This is a genomic window from Trinickia sp. (genome assembly GCF_036503415.1).
In the GTDB taxonomy this organism is placed as follows: Bacteria; Pseudomonadota; Gammaproteobacteria; order Burkholderiales; family Burkholderiaceae; genus Trinickia.
Window position 1 is genome coordinate 1 of the sequence record NZ_DASXWY010000192.1, and the last position, 15849, is coordinate 15849.

Here is a 15849-nt window from a genome sequence, read left to right on the forward strand (position 1 = left end):
GTTCGCAAGCGAAAAGTGGCGGCAGCCGAGAAAGCCGCGATGCGCCGAAAGCGGCGAGGGATGCGGCGCTTCGAGTACGCAATGCGGTCTCGCGTCGAGCAGCGCACGTTTGGCCTGCGCATGGGCGCCCCACAGCATGAACACTAGCCCCTCGTGCCGATGCGCGAGCTCATGAATCAGCGTATCGGTGCATTGCTCCCAGCCGCGTTTGGCATGGCTGGCGGCTTTTCCGCGCTCGACGGTCAGCACCGTGTTCAACAGCAGCACGCCTTGCCTGGCCCATGCGTCGAGGCACCCCCGCCGCGGCATTTCGCAACTGAGATCGGCCGCGATCTCCTTGAAGATGTTGCGCAATGAAGGCGGCGGCCGCACCGGTTCCGGCACGGAGAAGGCGAGTCCGTGGGCTTGCGGGTGCCCGCCGTCGTCGCCGTGATAAGGGTCCTGTCCGACGATCACAACTTTGACGGCGTCGGGGCGGGTGAGGCGTAATGCTCTAAATACATCAGCTGGATAGACCGTTTTGCCCGAGGCGAGTTGAGCGTCGACGAAGCGGCAGAGCGGCCCATAGGCTTCGCTTTCAAGGAAAGGCCTGAGATGTTCGCGCCACTCGGTCGGTAGCGTATCGAACTGCGCCTCGAGCGGCGCGCTTAGACCGGGCTGCGAAATCGCGGGCGGTGCGGCGGGGACGTCGAAGAGCGACGCTTGCGCCGAATCCGAACTCTGGGGGGGGCGTGCGCGGGCCATCGCGAATCAGCCGCCCGCTCGCAAAGCGTACCCGCGCTGCGCCTTGTTGACATTCTCGGGCACGAGGCCCGGCACGTTCGCGGATAGCTTGGCAGCGAACGAAGCAAGCGCGGATTCCTCGCCGTCGATCAGTTCGAGTTCGATCTCGCTGATGGGGGCACGGCGGACAACGCCGTCCACTTCCGCGGTGACTTCTCCGCGATCGATGGCCGCCTCGATCACCGCGCCGGCCACGACCATGCGCCACAGACGCCGGACGAACGTCGTACGGAAGAGTGCGACGAGTTCCGGCTCGGCGCGTCGCAACACGGCGAGCGCTTGCGCGTCGTCGCAGACCTCAGCGAGCACATCGGTTTCGAGCGAGGCACCGGCCACGGGCATTTCCCATTCATGGCGGCTATGCAGGCCTTCCCTCGCCGTACCGGCGGCCTTGAGCGTCTGCAGCCAGCCACTCGGCGTCTTGCGCAGCCTGAGCGCAATCCTTGCCTGGGTCAGCGCGAGCGCGGGCGTGTCGAAATAGATGTTTTCGAGCGGCAGGTCGCGGCCAGCCTCTCCGGTCTGCTCGACGAGGTAGCGCTCGGCTGCCGAGGCTTGATCGGGTGGCAGTGCCAGCTTGATTTCGCGTTCTATACCCATAGCGATCGGATGGCCGCGGGCGGCGCGGCGCAGGAATACATCAGAAGAACATGCGCGCGAGTTCCGCGCCCGGGTCTTCGGCGCGCATGAACGCCTCGCCGACGAGGAACGTATGGACCGAACGTTCACGCATGCGCTCGACGTCCGCGCGCCCGAGGATACCCGACTCGGTGACGACGATGCGGTCGTCGGGCACCCTCTCGAGCATATTCAGCGTCGTGTCGATGGACGTCTCGAACGTGCGCAGATTGCGGTTGTTGATGCCGATGAGCGGCGTCTTCAATGTCAGCGCCTCGGCGAGTTCGGCCTCGTCGTGCACTTCGACGAGCACCGCGAGGCCCAGCGAATGGGCGAGTGCCTCGAGGTCCTGCATTTGCGGTGTCGACAGTGCCGCGGCGATCAACAGGATGGCGTCGGCGCCCATCGCGCGCGCTTCGACGATCTGATAGGGATCGACGATGAAGTCCTTGCGCAGCACGGGCAGCTCGCAAGCGGCGCGCGCCTGTTCGAGGTAGGCGACGCTGCCCTGAAAAAAGCGCACGTCGGTCAGCACGGACAGGCACGCGGCGCCGCCGCGCTCGTACGAACGCGCGATATCGGCGGGCACGAAGTGCTCGCGCAGCACGCCTTTCGAGGGGCTTGCCTTTTTCACTTCGGCGATGACCGCGGGCTGCCCGGCCGCATGCTTGGCGCGCAAGGCGCCGACGAAATCGCGCAGGTCACGGGCCGATGCGTCGAGCCGCAGCGCTTCGAGAGGGGCGCTCAGTTGCGCGGCAGCCACCTCTTCATGCTTGACCGCGATGATGCGTTCGAGAATATCGCTCATGGCAAATATCAATGTTTCGTGTTCTTCGTTCAGGTACCGGGCTCGAGCCTCAGCGCACAAAGCGCTGTGTGAAGCGAGCCAGTTCGTCCACTTTGGCGCGGGCGCGGCCCGATGCAATCGCTTCGCGGGCAAGCTGAATACCGTCGGCAATCGAGGCGGCAACGTTCGCGGCATATAGGGCGGTGCCGGCGTTGAGCGTGACGATCTCGCGCGCGACGCCCGGGCGGTTCTCGAGCGCTTCGATCAGCAGTTTCTTCGACTCGGCCGCATCGCTCACCTTCAGCGTCCGGTTGGAGACCATCTGCATGCCGAAGTCCTCGGGATGGATCTCGTACTCGTGGATTTCGCCGTTGCGCAATTCGCCGACGAGCGTGGCCGCACCGAGCGAGACTTCGTCCATGCCGTCCTTGCCATAGACGACGAGCACGTGACTCGCGCCGAGCCGCTGCATGACGCGGACCTGGATACCGACGAGATCGGGATGGAAGACGCCCATCAGTTGATTCGGTGCGCCGGCAGGATTGGTGAGCGGGCCGAGAATGTTGAAGATCGTTCTCACACCGAGTTCGCGTCGTACCGGAGCGATATTTTTCATCGCCGGATGATGGTTCGGCGCGAACATGAAGCCCATGCCGGTCTCCTCGATCGAGGCGGCGACTTCTTCGGGCTGCAGGTCGATGTTGACGCCGAGCGCTTCGAGCACGTCGGCACTGCCCGACTTGCTCGATACGCTGCGCCCGCCATGCTTGGCGACCTTGGCACCGGCGCCGGCCGCGACGAACATGGTGGCCGTCGAGATATTGAAGGTGTTCGCGCCGTCGCCACCCGTGCCGACGATATCGACGAAATTCGAGTTGTCCACCACATCCACGTGCTTCGCGAACTCGCGCATGACCGTTGCCGCCGCCGCGATTTCGCCGATCGTTTCCTTCTTCACGCGCAGACCTGTGATGATCGCCGCCGCCATGACGGGCGACAGATCGCCCCGCATGATGAGCCGCATCAGATGCAGCATTTCGTCATGAAAGATTTCGCGGTGCTCGATCGTGCGCTGCAACGCTTCTTGCGGGGTGATCGTCATGATCTCGTCCTTGTTTTCGCCGGCGTAACGGGTTCCGAGGTCGTACACGGCTAGACGGCGACCGTCCGTCCGGCCTGCGCCATCTTGAGGAAGTTCTCGAGCAGCGCGTGGCCGTGCTCGGAAAGGATCGATTCGGGATGAAACTGTACGCCTTCGACGAGCAGCTCCTTGTGGCGGACACCCATGATCTCGCCATCGTCGGTCCACGCCGACACCTCGAGGCAATCGGGCAGCGTATCGCGCTCGATCGCGAGCGAGTGATAGCGCGTTACCGTGAAATGCTTCGGCAGGTCGGCGAATACGCCCTTGGTATCGGTCTCGATCCGGCTCACTTTGCCGTGCATGATCGTCTTTGCGCGCACGACGCGGCCGCCGAATGCTTCGCCGATGGCCTGATGTCCGAGGCAGACGCCGAGAATCGGCTTGGCGCCTGAGAAGCGCCGCAGGACGTCGAGTGTGATGCCCGCATGCTGCGGATTGCTCGGCCCCGGCGAAAGGCAAATGGCGTCCGGGTTCAGTGACGCGATCTCGTCGAGCGTGATTTCGTCGTTGCGGTAGGTGCGCACGTCTTCGCCGAGCTCGCCGAAGTACTGGACGAGGTTATAGGTGAACGAATCGTAGTTATCGATCATCAGCAGCATGGTCTTTCTCCGCTCAGAAGTCGGCATCGAGGCCGTCTTGCACCTGCTCCGCCGCGCGCAACACGGCGCGCGCCTTGTTTTCCGTCTCTTGCCATTCCGACTCGGGAACGGAGTCGGCAACTACGCCTGCAGCGGCCTGCACGTACAAATTGCCGTTGTGAACGATGCCCGTCCGGATGGCAATGGCCAGATCCATCTCTCCCGTGAAGGAAAGATAGCCCACCGCGCCGCCATAGAGGCCGCGCTTGACGGGTTCCAGCTCGTCGATGAGCTCCATCGAGCGCACCTTCGGTGCTCCCGAGAGCGTGCCTGCAGGGAAAGTCGCGCGTAGAACGTCGAAATTCGTCACGCCGGGTTTGAGCCGCCCTTCGACGGAGCTCACGATATGCTGCACGTGCGAGTACTTTTCGATGACCATCTTGTCGGTCACGGCCACCGAGCCCGTTTGTGCGATGCGGCCCACATCGTTGCGGGCGAGATCGATCAACATCACGTGTTCGGCGACTTCTTTCGGGTCGTTCAAAAGCTCCGTGGCCAGTTCGGCATCGCGCTCGGGCGTATTGCCGCGCGGACGCGTTCCGGCGAGCGGTCGGATCGTCACGATTCGATCGTCGCCGCGCTTTTCCTGCCGAACGAGGATCTCGGGCGAGGCGCCGATGACCTGGAAGTCGCCGAAGTTATAGAAATACATGTACGGCGACGGATTCAGCGAACGCAGCGCCCGGTAGAGCGAGAGCGGGTTGTCGCGGTAGGGCTTGATGAGCCGCTGGCCGACCTGGACTTGCATGAGTTCGCCGGCCGCGATGTATTCCTTCGCGCGCCGGACCGCGGCGAGGTAGTCCTCGCGCGCGAATTCGCGGTAAATATCGGTGCGCACGCTGGGCGTTGTAACCGGCGGTTGAACCGTCGCGCGCAAACGGTGACGCAACTCGCGCAGACGCTGCTTGCCGCGCGTGTACGCTTCCGGCGTCGACGGATCGGCATAGACGATCAGGTAGAGCTTGCCTGCGAGGTTGTCGATGACGGCAAGCTCTTCGGTCAGCAGCAGTTGGATATCCGGAAGGCCGAGATCGTCGCGCGGCGCCGAATGCGCCAGCTTCTTTTCGATATAGCGGACGGCATCGTAGCCAAAATACCCGGCCAATCCCCCGCAAAAGCGCGGCAGACCGCTCGTATGCGCCACCTTGAAGCGGGCCTGGAACTGATCGATGAAATCGAACGGGTCGCCCTCGTGCGTCTCGACGACCTCGCCGTCACGCACGACTTCCGTCTTGCCGCTCATGGTGCGCACGAGCGTGCGGGCGGGCAGCCCGATGAACGAGTACCGACCGAACCGCTCGCCGCCGACAACGGATTCGAGCAGGAACGAGTTCGCGCCGCCGCGCTCGGCTTGAGCGAGCTTCAGATAGAGCGAAAGCGGAGTCTCCAGATCGGCCAGCGCTTCGGCGATCAGCGGGATGCGGTTATAGCCCTCGCTTGCAAGGGACTTGAATTCGAGTTCGGTCATGTTCCGATCCTGTTCGTATGAGCGGCGCTTCGGCATTGCATGGGTGCGGCGCGAAGCGCACGGCAAACCGTTGGACCGCGAGCCCGGGCGGCGACTCGGAAGTCACTTCGGCCCGAAGCGATCCGGGCGATGCGGCAATGGGAGCGTGGCTGCGCGGCAAAGCAAAAACGGTACTGGGCCTCGGGCCCAGCATACCTCGGGGAGAGGTCAGTGCGACCAGCGACGCCAGGGCCAAGCTCCCCGGTCGATGCTGCTCAGACTCCGTTTTTTGCTCAGAAACATGAGGTGATAACTATGTCGTCGATGATGGAGTGCTTGCCTCTAAATTCGCGTGATGGCGGACGATCGCCGTCGCGGCTGCAAGCAACGTGCCGACTATACCATCGGAATTTATCGTTTGTATAGCCTTGCCGTGGTTGTACCCGTACGGCACCGTGAGCGTTGCCATGCCGGCTGCGCGCCCCGCGAGCGCGTCGTTTTCGGAGTCGCCGATCGCCACTGCCTCGGACGGTGCCACGCCGAGCGCCGCACACGCCGCCAGCATCGGCACCGGATCCGGTTTTTTGCGAGGCAGGCTGTCGCCGCCGAAGATGATCGAGAAATACTTCGCGAGCCCATGTTGCTCGAGCAACGCGACGGCGAACCGGCGCGGCTTGTTCGTCACGCAGGCCAGTTTGAGCCCCGCATCGTGCAACGCGGCGAGACCGCGTTCGACATCGGGATAGAGCTGAGTGTGGCGTCCATTGATCTGCGCATAGTGGGTCTGATAGCAGGCCAGCGCCGTCTCGAAACGGGCTTCGGTCTCTTGCGGCGAAAACCGCGCGGCGAGCACGCTGCGGATCAAATGCTCGGAGCCTTTGCCGACATAACCGACGACTTCGTCGCGCGTGACGGGCAGGGCCGCGCCGATCTCGGTCAACATGCCGTTGATGCAGACGGTGAAGTCGTCCGCGGTATCCACCATCGTGCCATCGAGATCGACGACGGCGGCTCTCAGGCGCAGGCTCGCGAAGCGCGGCGCCGCTTGATTGGGAAGCGCGGCACTCATGACGGGAGCGCCTCCGTCGTGGCGAGTTGACGGCGCATTTCATCGATGACCGCGCGATAATCGGGTTTGCCGAAGATCGCCGAGCCCGCGACGAAGGTATCGGCGCCCGCGCGCGCAATTTGCGCGATGTTGTCCACCTTCACGCCGCCATCGATTTCGAGATGAATCTGCCGACCCGTCTGCTCGCGGTACGCATCGATGCGCGCGCGCGCGGCGCGCAGCTTGTTCAGCGCTTCGGGAATGAACGACTGGCCGCCGAAGCCCGGGTTCACCGACATGATGAGCACCAGGTCCACGCGGTCCATCACGTGGTCGAGATAGTTGAGCGGTGTGGCAGGGTTGAACACGAGGCCGGCCTGGCATCCGTGATCGCGGATCAGTGAGAGCGTACGATCGATGTGCTCGGACGCTTCCGGGTGGAAACTGATGAGATTCGCACCGGCTTTCGCGAAATCAGGCACGATGCGATCAACGGGGCGTACCATCAAATGCACGTCGATCGGCACCTGGACGTGCGGGCGGATGGCTTCGCATACGAGCGGCCCGATGGTCAGATTCGGGACGTAATGGTTATCCATCACGTCGAAGTGAATCCAGTCGGCGCCGGCGGCGACGACCTGGCTGACTTCTTCGCCCAGCCGGGCGAAATCAGCCGACAGAATGCTGGGGGCGATACGGAATTGCGTCATGGCGCGTCAATCCTCATTGTCGGCGGGCGGCGGCAGGGAAAGGGGCATTTTACCGCGCGTTGCTATGTGGCTGGCCGATCATTGCTCGGTTGCGGCCGAGGGCGCCATCGCGCAGAATGCCAATCCGAAACAGAGCGCGAACGTCGTGTGACGTCGCGTCTCGTTTCGGCTTCTTATCAGAACGAAACGATGGAACCTGAATCACGATGAGCCAGTATCAATTCAGCGTGGCGGCGCAGACGCGTTATCTGCCGGAGCAGTCGGACCCGGAGCACCGTCAGTACGCGTTCGCTTACACGCTGACGATTCGTAATATCGGTCAAGTGCCGGCGCAACTGATCGCACGCCATTGGATCATTACCGACAGCGATGAGCAGGTCCAGGAGGTCAAGGGATTGGGCGTCGTCGGTCATCAGCCGTTGCTGCAGCCCGGCGAGCAGTTCGAGTATACGAGCTGGGCCGTCATCGCGACCCCTGTCGGCACAATGCGCGGCGAGTACTTCTGCGTGGCGGAGGACGGGGAGCGTTTCGAGGCCCCGGTGGCCGAATTCACGCTCCAGATGCCGCGCACGCTGCATTGACGGGGCACGGGAGCGCCCAGGCGTGCAACGCGCCAGGCCCCGGCGAAACGATCGCCAGGCAAGTCCGGGCACAAGACTTCATCGAACAATGAGCAAACGTATGCGCATCGATCTGAGGGCGGCAGGGCGCGCCGTGGCAGCAGCCTGCGCGGTGCTGCTGGCCGCTTGCGGCGGCAACGGCGTCGTGCGCCCGAGCGCGACGGCGCCGGCTTCGGCACCCATCGTTTCGGGACAGCTTGCGACCGCCCGTCTGACGCCTGTTGCGTGGCAACAAGTCCCGGGTTGGCAGGACGATTCTCTGATCGGCGCGGCCGAGGCGCTACGCGAGAATTGCGCACGCCTCGGGCGTGAGCCCCGCTGGAAGAATGCTTGTTCAGCAGCAGCGCATCTCGACGATCTCGATGTCGCCAGCACCCGCACTTTCTTCGAAACCTATTTCACTCCCTTTCAATTCGCGAACGGCGACGGCACCCTCGATGGCCTCGTGACGGGATATTACGAGCCCCTGCTGCACGGCTCGCGGGTGCGCCGCGGAGCCTATCAGTTTCCGCTCTATCGTTGGCCCGCAGCTTATCGCCCTGGCGCAGCGCTACCACCGCGCGCCGAGCTGGAGCGCTCGGGCGCGTTGGCGGGCAACGAACTCGTCTGGGTCGACGATCCGATCGAAGCGTTTTTTCTGCAGGTGCAAGGCTCGGGACGCATTGTGCTCGACGACGGCAGCGTGATGCGGGTCGGTTTCGGCGGAAGCAATAATCAACCTTACAAGTCGATCGGCCGGTGGCTGCTCGATCACGGCGAATTGACGCCTTCGCAGGCGACGATGCAAGGCATCAAGGCGTGGGCGCGCGCAAATCCGTCGCGCCTCGACGCGCTGCTCGACACCAACCCGCGTTTCGTATTCTTCCGCGAGATGCCCTTGCCTGATCCGGCGCTCGCGGGGCAGGAGAAAGGCCCGGTGGGCGCGCTTGGCGTGCCGCTTACGCCGCAGCGCTCGATCGCCGTCGATCCTGCCTCCATTCCGCTTGGGACGGCGGTGTTCTTGCAGACCACGCGGCCGATGACGAACGCCCCGATGAACCGGCTCGTTTTCGCGCAGGATGTCGGAACGGCGATCAAAGGCGGTGTCAGGGCCGATTATTTCTGGGGCCTCGGAGACGACGCTGGCGATCTCGCCGGCAAGATGAAGCAGAGCGGACGCATGTGGCTGCTGCTGCCGAACTCCTAGCGCACGAAGGTCGCGTCGTCGCGTCGCCCGGTCTTCAATTGCCGGACCGGCGCTTATCCACGACGCGGCGCGCTTTTCCGACAGAACGTTCGATGCCGCCAACGGGTAACAGGTTGACGGACGCCGAAATGCCGATGAGCGCCTTGATGTCGTAGCTGAGGGCCGAGCGCGCCGCATCGAGTGCCGCGACGTTTCCATCGGCTTCGGGGGACGGCTCGACGTTCAGCGTCATCAGGTCGAGCGGGCCGTCTTTCGTCAGCACGATCTGGTAGTGCGGCGCCAGTGCGCGTTGCTTGAGCAGCAACTCCTCGATCTGGGTGGGAAACACGTTGACGCCGCGCACGATCATCATGTCGTCGCAGCGGCCCGTGATTTTTTCCATGCGCCGCATCGTACGCGCGGTACCCGGCAGGAGGCGCGTCAGATCGCCTGTCCGATACCGGACGATCGGCAACGCCTCTTTTGTCAGCGATGTAAACACGAGCTCGCCGAACTCACCGTCCGGTAGCACCGCGCCCGTTTCGGGGTCGACGATCTCCGGATAGAAGTGGTCTTCCCAGATCGTCGGGCCGTCTTTCGTCTCGGCGCACTCGGAGGCGACACCTGGACCGATGACTTCGGAAAGCCCGTAGATGTCCACCGCATCGATCCCCATGCGCTGTTCGAGTACGAGGCGCATTTCGTTCGTCCATGGCTCCGCGCCAAATATGCCGATGCGCAGCGACGATTGAGCGGGATCCAGGCCTTGACGCTCGAATTCGTCGGCAAGAGCAAGCATGTAGCTTGGCGTCACCATGATGATGTCGGGCTGAAAATCACGAATCAGCTGCACCTGTTTCTCAGTCTGTCCGCCCCCGAACGGAATCACAGTCAATCCTGCCCGCTCCGCGCCGTAGTGAGCGCCCAATCCGCCCGTGAACAGCCCGTATCCGTAGCTGACGTGGACTTTATCGCCGCGTCGCGCACCCGCGGCGCGGATCGAGCGCGCCACGAGGCCGGCCCAGGTGTCGATGTCGCGAGCGGTATACCCGACGACCGTGGGCTTGCCCGTCGTACCCGATGAGGCATGGATACGCGCGATGCGGTCCTGCGGCACGGCGAACATGCCGAACGGATAGTTCTCGCGAAGGTCGCTCTTCTTCGTGAACGGGAAGCGCGCGAGGTCGGCTAGCGTGGTCAACTCGTCGGGGTGTACGCCAGCCTCATCGAACTTGCGTCGATACACCGGCGAGTTTTCGTAGGCGTGCTTGAGCGACCATTTAAGGCGTTCGAGCTGCAGGTTCGCCAGTTCGTCACGGCTGGCGGTCTCGATCGGTTCGAGCGGCAAAGCGGTATCCATGAATGTCTCCATCTCCCGTGTTGCGGGTTCCACGTTCGCCGTGTGTCCCGTCATGTTTCAGCTGTTTGCGATTGGGGAAGATTGCACGTCAACTCCCCGCGATGACACTCCCACGAATTTGAGTGGACTTGCCTCTGAACATCGCCACCGTTTCGCCGGCGCGATTGGTTACACGGATGTCATAGATTCCGGTGCGTCCATTCAGCGTTTGCTCGATGGCTTCGGCAATCAACACATCGCCGCCATGGACCGGGCGCAGGAATTCGATCGAACAGCCGGAGGCGACGGTATTCACGTTGTACGAGTTGCAGGCGAACGCGAAAGTTGAATCCGCGAGCGTGAAAATGAGGCCGCCGTGACAGATATCGTGGCCGTTGAGAAAGTCGGGCCGCACCGTCGCGCGCATTCGTGCATAGCCGGCACGTACCTCGAGCAACTCGAAGCCGAGTGCGCGGGAGCATGCGTCGGCCCGATACATCGCCGCTGCGACAGCGTGCGCGAGTTCGTCGCCACGGAGGTTTTCGGCATGGGCGGGGGGACGGGCTTCAGACATATCAGCGTCCCTCGAAACGTGGCGCACGCTTTTCGATAAACGCGGCGACGCCTTCCGCATAGTCGCGCGAGGCACCCAGTTCGCGCTGCAAGTCACGCTCGAGATCGAGCTGCCGATCGAGCGTTTGCGTCGTACTCGCACGCATCGCGCGCTTGATCGCCGCGATGGCTCGCGTGGGCTGCTGGGCAAGCCGGCTGGCCAGGCGCGTTGCCGTTTCCGTAAGTTGTTGATCATCGACGACCTGCCAGATGAGCCCCCACCGCTCGGCGTCTTCGGCGCTCAGCTTGTCGCCGGTCAGCGCGAGGCCCAGTGCCCGCGCCATGCCGATGCGCTGTGGCAGCAACGCGGTGCCGCCCGAATCGGGAATGAGGCCAATCTTGACGAACGATTGGACGAAGCTGCTCGAGCGGGCCGCGAGGGTGATATCGCAGGCGAGTGCCAGATTTGCTCCCGCTCCTGCAGCGATACCGTTGACTGCCGCGATCACGGGCAACGGGAGGTTCTGTAAACGCCTCACGAGCGGATTGAAGTTTTCGTCGATGAGTGCGCCGAGATCCGTCATGGCGCCCGGCTCGAAGCTCAGATCGGCGAGATCCTGGCCAGCGCAAAAGCCGCGTCCCGCACCGGTCAGTATGAGCGCACGCGCGCCGGAGGATTCAATGTTGTCGAGCGCCGCGCGCAGTTCGGCGTGCATCGCTCGAGTGAAACTATTGAGCTTGTCCGGTCTATGGAGCGTCACAGTGGCGACCTGCGAGGCGGCGTCGAGATCGACGCGAATCGCTTCATTGAGCATCGGTTGTCTCCTGGCTGCTTGATATCGATGAGCTGGCGTGCGCGACAAAACGGCTTTCGGTGTTGCTGACGTTCCTGGGCTGTGCTTACGCGTTCTCGATCCGCTCGATGGCAAGTGCAATGCCTTGCCCGACCCCGATGCACATGCAGCACAGCGCGTACTTGCCCGATATGCGTTCCAACTGGTGGAGCGCGGTCGTGACCAGCCTCGCGCCGGACGCCCCGAGCGGATGCCCCAATGCGATCGCACCCCCGTTCGGATTGACGCGTGGGTCGTCGTCGGCAAGGCCGAGCAGGCGCAGCACGGCCAGACCCTGTGCGGCGAACGCTTCGTTGAGTTCGATGACATCGAAGGCTTCGAGCGTCATGTTGATGCGCGCCAGTAGTGCCTGGACAGCCGGCGCGGGGCCGATGCCCATGATTCGCGGTTCGACGCCTGCTGTCGCCATGCCGAGAATGCGTGCGCGCCTGCGCAGGCCGTACTGTTTTGCCGCTTCTTCGTTGGCGAGCAAGAGCGCACAGGCGCCATCGTTGACGCCGGATGCATTTCCGGCGGTAACGGTGCCATCGGGACGTACGATTCCCCTCAGTTTCGCGAGCGCTTCGAGTGAAGTTTCTCGCGGATGCTCGTCGCGAGTCACATGAACCGTTTCGCCGTTCTTTTGTGGAATGGCGACAGGGACGATTTCCTGGGCGAGCGTGCCGTCGCGTTGGGCACGCGCGGCTTTTTGCTGGCTGCGCAGCGCGAACGCGTCTTGATCGGCCCGGTCCACCTCGAATTGAGCCGCCACATTCTCGGCGGTTTCCGGCATGGAGTCGATCCCGTACTCGCGCTTGAGCGCGGCGTTCACGAAGCGCCAACCGATCGTCGTGTCGTGGATCTCCGCCTGACGAGAAAATGCACTGGAGGCTTTTGCCATGACGAACGGCGCGCGAGTCATGCTTTCCACGCCGCCGGCGATCATCAGTCGGGCTTCGCCCGCTTTGATTGCACGCGCCGCAGTCCCGATCGCATCCATACCGGAGCCGCATAAACGGTTCAACGTCGCGCCGGGGACCTCGGTCGGCAAACCCGCCAGCAGCGCTGCCATTCTCGCCACGTTACGATTGTCTTCCCCAGCCTGATTCGCGCAACCGTAGACGACATCGTCGAGCGCGCGCCAGTCGACGCCACCATTGCGTTCCACGATGCTTCGGATGGGAACGGCCGCGAGATCATCGGCCCGGACGTCTTTCAACGCGCCGCCGTAGCGCCCGAACGGAGTGCGAATCGCATCGCAAATGAAGGCATCGTGCATCGCTGGTTCCTATTGCTGCAAAGACGTGCCCGCACCGGAGCGGGCGAAAGTTCGAATCATCGTAGTGGCGCGCGCGGTGGCGCGCCATTCGACCGTTCGGTCTATGCCGTTTGGCCAGCTGGCGTTGCGCTGTTGGTCGGCGCAACATGGACGCGGCTTTGAACGACGCGGAATCGGTTGGCAACGAACGCCGAATCCGTCAGGGCAGCATTGGCTGCAGGGTTGCCGCCCGTTCCGTGAAAATCCGAGAAAGCGGCCGACTGATTGACGAAGACGCCGCCGGTCAGATTGATCGACAGTGCGACTCTCCCCTGGATCGCCGCTTCGTGTGCCGCATCGATCACGGCCTCGTCGGTGCTGTAGACGGACAGCGTGAGTGCCCCGTGCTCGCGAGCAATCGAGCTGGCGAGCTCCAGAGAATGGCTGGTCGAGTCGGTCGCGATGACGAACGAGACCGGGCCGAACCACTCGCTACGGGCTGTGGCGAGGTCGCTGGACGCGTCGAGCTGCACCAGCAGGGGCGTGCGTATGCGCGCGCCGGGAAAGGCGGGATGTTCTAGCGCAACGCTATCCGCGAGGACGCGTCCGAGCGAGCGCGCTTCATCGATGCGGCGGGCGACGCCCTCATTCTGGATCGCGCCGAGCACCTCGACGGCGCGCGCGGGGTCCGCGACGAGCTTTTGGACGGCCGAAGCGAGCGCCTGTGCGACGTCGTCGAAGCTCAGGTGTCCCTCGGATGTCCGGATTCCGTCGCGCGGCACGTAGATATTTTGCGGCGCAGTGCACATCTGGCCGGAGTACAGCGCGAGCGAGAACGCGATATTGCGCACGGCGGCCTTCAGATCGTCGACTGAGTCGATCACGATCTGGTTCACGCCGGCCTTCTCGGTAAAGACGTACGCCTGGTGTGCGTTACGTTCGAGCCAGGTTCCGTTTTGCGTACTGCCGGTGAAATCGATGAGCTTGATTTCGGGACGTACCGCGAGGGCCTGGACCAGCGGGCCGTCGTTCGGCGCCGTGGCGAGCAGCGTCGCGACGTTGGGATCGAAGCCGGCCTCGCGCAGCACTTCGCGCGCGATGCGAACGGTAATCGCCAGCGGAAGGATTGCGCCCGGATGAGGTTTGACGATGACTGCGTTGCCGGTCGCGAGATCCGCGAAAAGCCCCGGGTAGCCGTTCCAGGTCGGGAACGTGCAGCAGCCCAGGACAAGCCCGATGCCCCGCGGTGCGATCGCATAGTGCTTTTTCATCGCGAGCGGCGGATTTTTGCCCTGCGGCTTTTCCCAGTGAGCCTCGGTGGGTACGCGGCGCAACTCGTGCCAGGCGTAGGCGATGGCTTCCAGCGCCCGATCCTGCGCATGTGGGCCGCCGGCCTGAAAGGCCATCATGAAAGCCTGACCGGTGGTATGCATGACGCTATAGGCGATCTCGAAGCTCGCGCGATTGAGCCGCGCGAGAATTTCGAGGCTTACGCCGATCCACGCCTCGCGGCCGGCGCGGCGCCAAGCGTCTTGAGCGGCAACTGCTGCCGGGATGAGCGTATCGGCACTCGCCTTCGGATACTGGACATCGAGCGCAAACCCGTATGGCGATACCTCCGCGCCGACGGTCTCACCGGTGGCCGGTTGATCGAGCTCGAACGTGCGATGAAGATGGGCTTTGAATGCTGCTTCGCCTTCTGCGTTGCTCGTTTCCCCGTACACTCTGGGGCTCGGCATTTCCGCGAAAGGGCTCCAGTAGCCGCGCGTTTCGATAGCGGCAAGGGCGTGCTTCAGCGTGTCTTCGTGCTTCGCAAAAAGTGGATGTGTCATGGCGGAGACAGAGCGGGCCTAAGTTGAAGGAGGCAGTTCGGCCATTCATTGACCGACCGGTTGGTTTGCGAATGTTACCATCGTTCGCGCGACGATATCGGGCGTTTTTTGGGGATTCCCGGGTGAAAAAGATAGGAGGTGAAATGGAATACGAAAACATCTTGGTCGAGACGCGCGGACGCGTCGGGCTCATAACGTTGAACCGCCCGAAGGCGCTCAATGCGCTCAACGATGCGCTGATGGACGAACTCGGCACGGCACTCAGGGCTTTCGAGGCCGATGACGGCATCGGAGCCATTGTTCTGACGGGCAGCGAGAAGGCGTTCGCTGCGGGGGCCGATATCGGAATGATGTCCAAGTACTCCTATATGGACGTGTACAAGGGGGACTACATCACGCGCAACTGGGAGGCGATCAGCACGATCCGCAAGCCGATCATTGCGGCGGTCGCGGGATTTGCGCTAGGTGGCGGCTGCGAGCTCGCGATGATGTGCGACATCGTCTTCGCTGCGGACAGCGCGAAATTCGGTCAGCCGGAGATCAAGCTCGGCGTGATGCCGGGTGCGGGCGGCACGCAGCGCTTACCGCGCGCGGTCTCCAAGGCGAAAGCGATGGACTTGTGCTTGACTGCCCGGTTCATGGATGCGGCCGAAGCGGAGCGGGCAGGGCTGGTCTCGCGGGTGTTGCCGGCCGCGACGCTGCTCGACGAAGCGATCGCGGCTGCGGCGACCATCGCGGAATTCCCGTTGCCGGCCGTCATGATGGTCAAGGAATCGGTGAATCGCGCCTACGAAACGACGCTTGCGGAAGGGGTTCGTTTCGAGCGTCGATTGTTCCATTCGCTTTTTGCAACGGAAGATCAGAAGGAAGGAATGGCGGCGTTCGTCGAGAAGCGCAAACCCGTCTTCAAGCATCGATAGCGCCGGTGCGCGAATGGGCTTGCAAGGTGCGCGGAAGGGGCCTAGAATTGCGCCCTTTCGCGCATTCGGCAACGAGGCGCGGAGCTTGGGAAGTCGATGTGCAGCGCGGGTCTGGCCGGTTTTGGGATAGCAGCAAGGTGGCGCCAAAAACCAGTTGA

Annotated in this window: 17 protein-coding genes; 4 read left to right on the forward strand and 13 right to left on the reverse strand. The window is 63.3% G+C overall.

Features of this window, described 5'->3' with window-relative positions:
* The 8 genes from VGL01_RS22825 to rpe all read right to left on the reverse strand — a co-directional run.
* A partial coding sequence (locus tag VGL01_RS22825) for a uracil-DNA glycosylase (RefSeq protein WP_331573421.1) occupies positions 1-744 on the reverse strand: 744 nt, incomplete at its 3' end.
* 6 nt (positions 745-750) lie between these two features.
* Entirely contained in the window at positions 751-1380 is a 630-nt protein-coding gene (locus VGL01_RS22830; protein ID WP_331573423.1) for a CYTH domain-containing protein, read from the reverse strand.
* A gap of 40 nt (positions 1381-1420) precedes the next feature.
* On the reverse strand, positions 1421-2206 hold the full coding sequence (gene trpC / locus VGL01_RS22835) for an indole-3-glycerol phosphate synthase TrpC (protein WP_331573425.1): 786 nt from the start codon (positions 2204-2206) through the stop codon (positions 1421-1423).
* Between the two features lie 49 nt (positions 2207-2255).
* On the reverse strand, positions 2256-3287 hold the full coding sequence (gene trpD / locus VGL01_RS22840; RefSeq protein WP_331573427.1) for an anthranilate phosphoribosyltransferase: 1032 nt from the start codon (positions 3285-3287) through the stop codon (positions 2256-2258).
* A 50-nt stretch (positions 3288-3337) separates the two neighbouring features.
* A complete protein-coding gene (locus VGL01_RS22845) occupies positions 3338-3928 on the reverse strand; it encodes an aminodeoxychorismate/anthranilate synthase component II (protein WP_331573428.1) in 591 nt (196 codons plus the stop codon).
* A gap of 13 nt (positions 3929-3941) precedes the next feature.
* The gene (gene trpE, locus VGL01_RS22850) at positions 3942-5435 is read right to left on the reverse strand and encodes an anthranilate synthase component I (RefSeq protein WP_331573430.1); all 1494 of its coding nucleotides are present in this window, start codon (positions 5433-5435) and stop codon (positions 3942-3944) included.
* 292 nt (positions 5436-5727) lie between these two features.
* On the reverse strand, positions 5728-6483 hold the full coding sequence (locus VGL01_RS22855) for a phosphoglycolate phosphatase (protein WP_331573432.1): 756 nt from the start codon (positions 6481-6483) through the stop codon (positions 5728-5730).
* Positions 6480-7172: a ribulose-phosphate 3-epimerase gene (rpe, locus tag VGL01_RS22860; protein WP_173261014.1), complete on the reverse strand. Its 693-nt coding sequence runs from the start codon at positions 7170-7172 to the stop codon at positions 6480-6482. The genes VGL01_RS22855 and rpe overlap by 4 nt, the downstream gene beginning before the upstream one ends.
* Here rpe and VGL01_RS22865 point away from each other — a divergent pair.
* From VGL01_RS22865 to VGL01_RS22875, 3 genes are all read left to right on the forward strand, one after another.
* Positions 7171-7323, forward strand: a complete 153-nt coding sequence (locus tag VGL01_RS22865) for a hypothetical protein (RefSeq protein ID WP_331573434.1) — start codon at positions 7171-7173, stop codon at positions 7321-7323. The two genes, rpe and VGL01_RS22865, sit on opposite strands and share 2 nt — an antisense overlap.
* Positions 7324-7378: 55 nt before the next feature.
* Positions 7379-7753: a Co2+/Mg2+ efflux protein ApaG gene (gene apaG, locus VGL01_RS22870; RefSeq protein WP_331573436.1), complete on the forward strand. Its 375-nt coding sequence runs from the start codon at positions 7379-7381 to the stop codon at positions 7751-7753.
* A gap of 88 nt (positions 7754-7841) precedes the next feature.
* Positions 7842-8978: a murein transglycosylase A gene (locus VGL01_RS22875; RefSeq protein ID WP_331573438.1), complete on the forward strand. Its 1137-nt coding sequence runs from the start codon at positions 7842-7844 to the stop codon at positions 8976-8978.
* Between the two features lie 34 nt (positions 8979-9012).
* Here the strand turns inward: VGL01_RS22875 and paaK are convergent, their stop codons facing one another.
* The 5 genes from paaK to paaN all read right to left on the reverse strand — a co-directional run bounded on the left by paaK (position 9013) and on the right by paaN (position 14771).
* Positions 9013-10317 carry a phenylacetate--CoA ligase PaaK gene (gene paaK / locus VGL01_RS22880; protein ID WP_331573441.1) on the reverse strand — a complete coding sequence of 435 codons (1305 nt, stop codon included), beginning with the start codon at positions 10315-10317 and terminating at the stop codon, positions 9013-9015.
* Between the two features lie 88 nt (positions 10318-10405).
* Complete coding sequence (paaI, locus tag VGL01_RS22885; protein WP_331573443.1) at positions 10406-10870, reverse strand: hydroxyphenylacetyl-CoA thioesterase PaaI; 465 nt, start codon at positions 10868-10870, stop codon at positions 10406-10408.
* A 1-nt stretch (position 10871) separates the two neighbouring features.
* A complete protein-coding gene (paaG, locus tag VGL01_RS22890; RefSeq protein WP_331573445.1) occupies positions 10872-11663 on the reverse strand; it encodes a 2-(1,2-epoxy-1,2-dihydrophenyl)acetyl-CoA isomerase PaaG in 792 nt (263 codons plus the stop codon).
* Positions 11664-11748: 85 nt separating this feature from the next.
* Positions 11749-12960 (reverse strand): 3-oxoadipyl-CoA thiolase, encoded by a 1212-nt coding sequence (pcaF, locus tag VGL01_RS22895; RefSeq protein WP_331573447.1) that lies wholly within the window; start codon positions 12958-12960, stop codon positions 11749-11751.
* A 101-nt stretch (positions 12961-13061) separates the two neighbouring features.
* Positions 13062-14771: a phenylacetic acid degradation protein PaaN gene (gene paaN, locus VGL01_RS22900; protein WP_331573449.1), complete on the reverse strand. Its 1710-nt coding sequence runs from the start codon at positions 14769-14771 to the stop codon at positions 13062-13064.
* 143 nt (positions 14772-14914) lie between these two features.
* Here paaN and VGL01_RS22905 point away from each other — a divergent pair, with 143 nt between their 5' ends.
* A complete protein-coding gene (locus VGL01_RS22905) occupies positions 14915-15691 on the forward strand; it encodes an enoyl-CoA hydratase (protein WP_331573450.1) in 777 nt (258 codons plus the stop codon).
* Positions 15692-15849: the final 158 nt, after the last annotated feature.

Coding starts and splice junctions, on each gene's coding strand:
- paaN (WP_331573449.1), bottom strand. CDS start 14,771: ATGACACATCCACTTTTTGCGAAGCACGAAGACACGCTGAAGCACGCC.
- VGL01_RS22830 (WP_331573423.1), bottom strand. CDS start 1,380: ATGGGTATAGAACGCGAAATCAAGCTGGCACTGCCACCCGATCAAGCC.
- trpE (WP_331573430.1), bottom strand. CDS start 5,435: ATGACCGAACTCGAATTCAAGTCCCTTGCAAGCGAGGGCTATAACCGC.
- trpC (WP_331573425.1), bottom strand. CDS start 2,206: ATGAGCGATATTCTCGAACGCATCATCGCGGTCAAGCATGAAGAGGTG.
- paaK (WP_331573441.1), bottom strand. CDS start 10,317: ATGGATACCGCTTTGCCGCTCGAACCGATCGAGACCGCCAGCCGTGAC.
- pcaF (WP_331573447.1), bottom strand. CDS start 12,960: ATGCACGATGCCTTCATTTGCGATGCGATTCGCACTCCGTTCGGGCGC.
- VGL01_RS22845 (WP_331573428.1), bottom strand. CDS start 3,928: ATGCTGCTGATGATCGATAACTACGATTCGTTCACCTATAACCTCGTC.
- VGL01_RS22905 (WP_331573450.1), top strand. CDS start 14,915: ATGGAATACGAAAACATCTTGGTCGAGACGCGCGGACGCGTCGGGCTC.
- apaG (WP_331573436.1), top strand. CDS start 7,379: ATGAGCCAGTATCAATTCAGCGTGGCGGCGCAGACGCGTTATCTGCCG.
- VGL01_RS22875 (WP_331573438.1), top strand. CDS start 7,842: ATGAGCAAACGTATGCGCATCGATCTGAGGGCGGCAGGGCGCGCCGTG.
- paaG (WP_331573445.1), bottom strand. CDS start 11,663: ATGCTCAATGAAGCGATTCGCGTCGATCTCGACGCCGCCTCGCAGGTC.
- VGL01_RS22855 (WP_331573432.1), bottom strand. CDS start 6,483: ATGAGTGCCGCGCTTCCCAATCAAGCGGCGCCGCGCTTCGCGAGCCTG.
- VGL01_RS22865 (WP_331573434.1), top strand. CDS start 7,171: ATGGCGCGTCAATCCTCATTGTCGGCGGGCGGCGGCAGGGAAAGGGGC.
- rpe (WP_173261014.1), bottom strand. CDS start 7,172: ATGACGCAATTCCGTATCGCCCCCAGCATTCTGTCGGCTGATTTCGCC.
- trpD (WP_331573427.1), bottom strand. CDS start 3,287: ATGACGATCACCCCGCAAGAAGCGTTGCAGCGCACGATCGAGCACCGC.
- paaI (WP_331573443.1), bottom strand. CDS start 10,870: ATGTCTGAAGCCCGTCCCCCCGCCCATGCCGAAAACCTCCGTGGCGAC.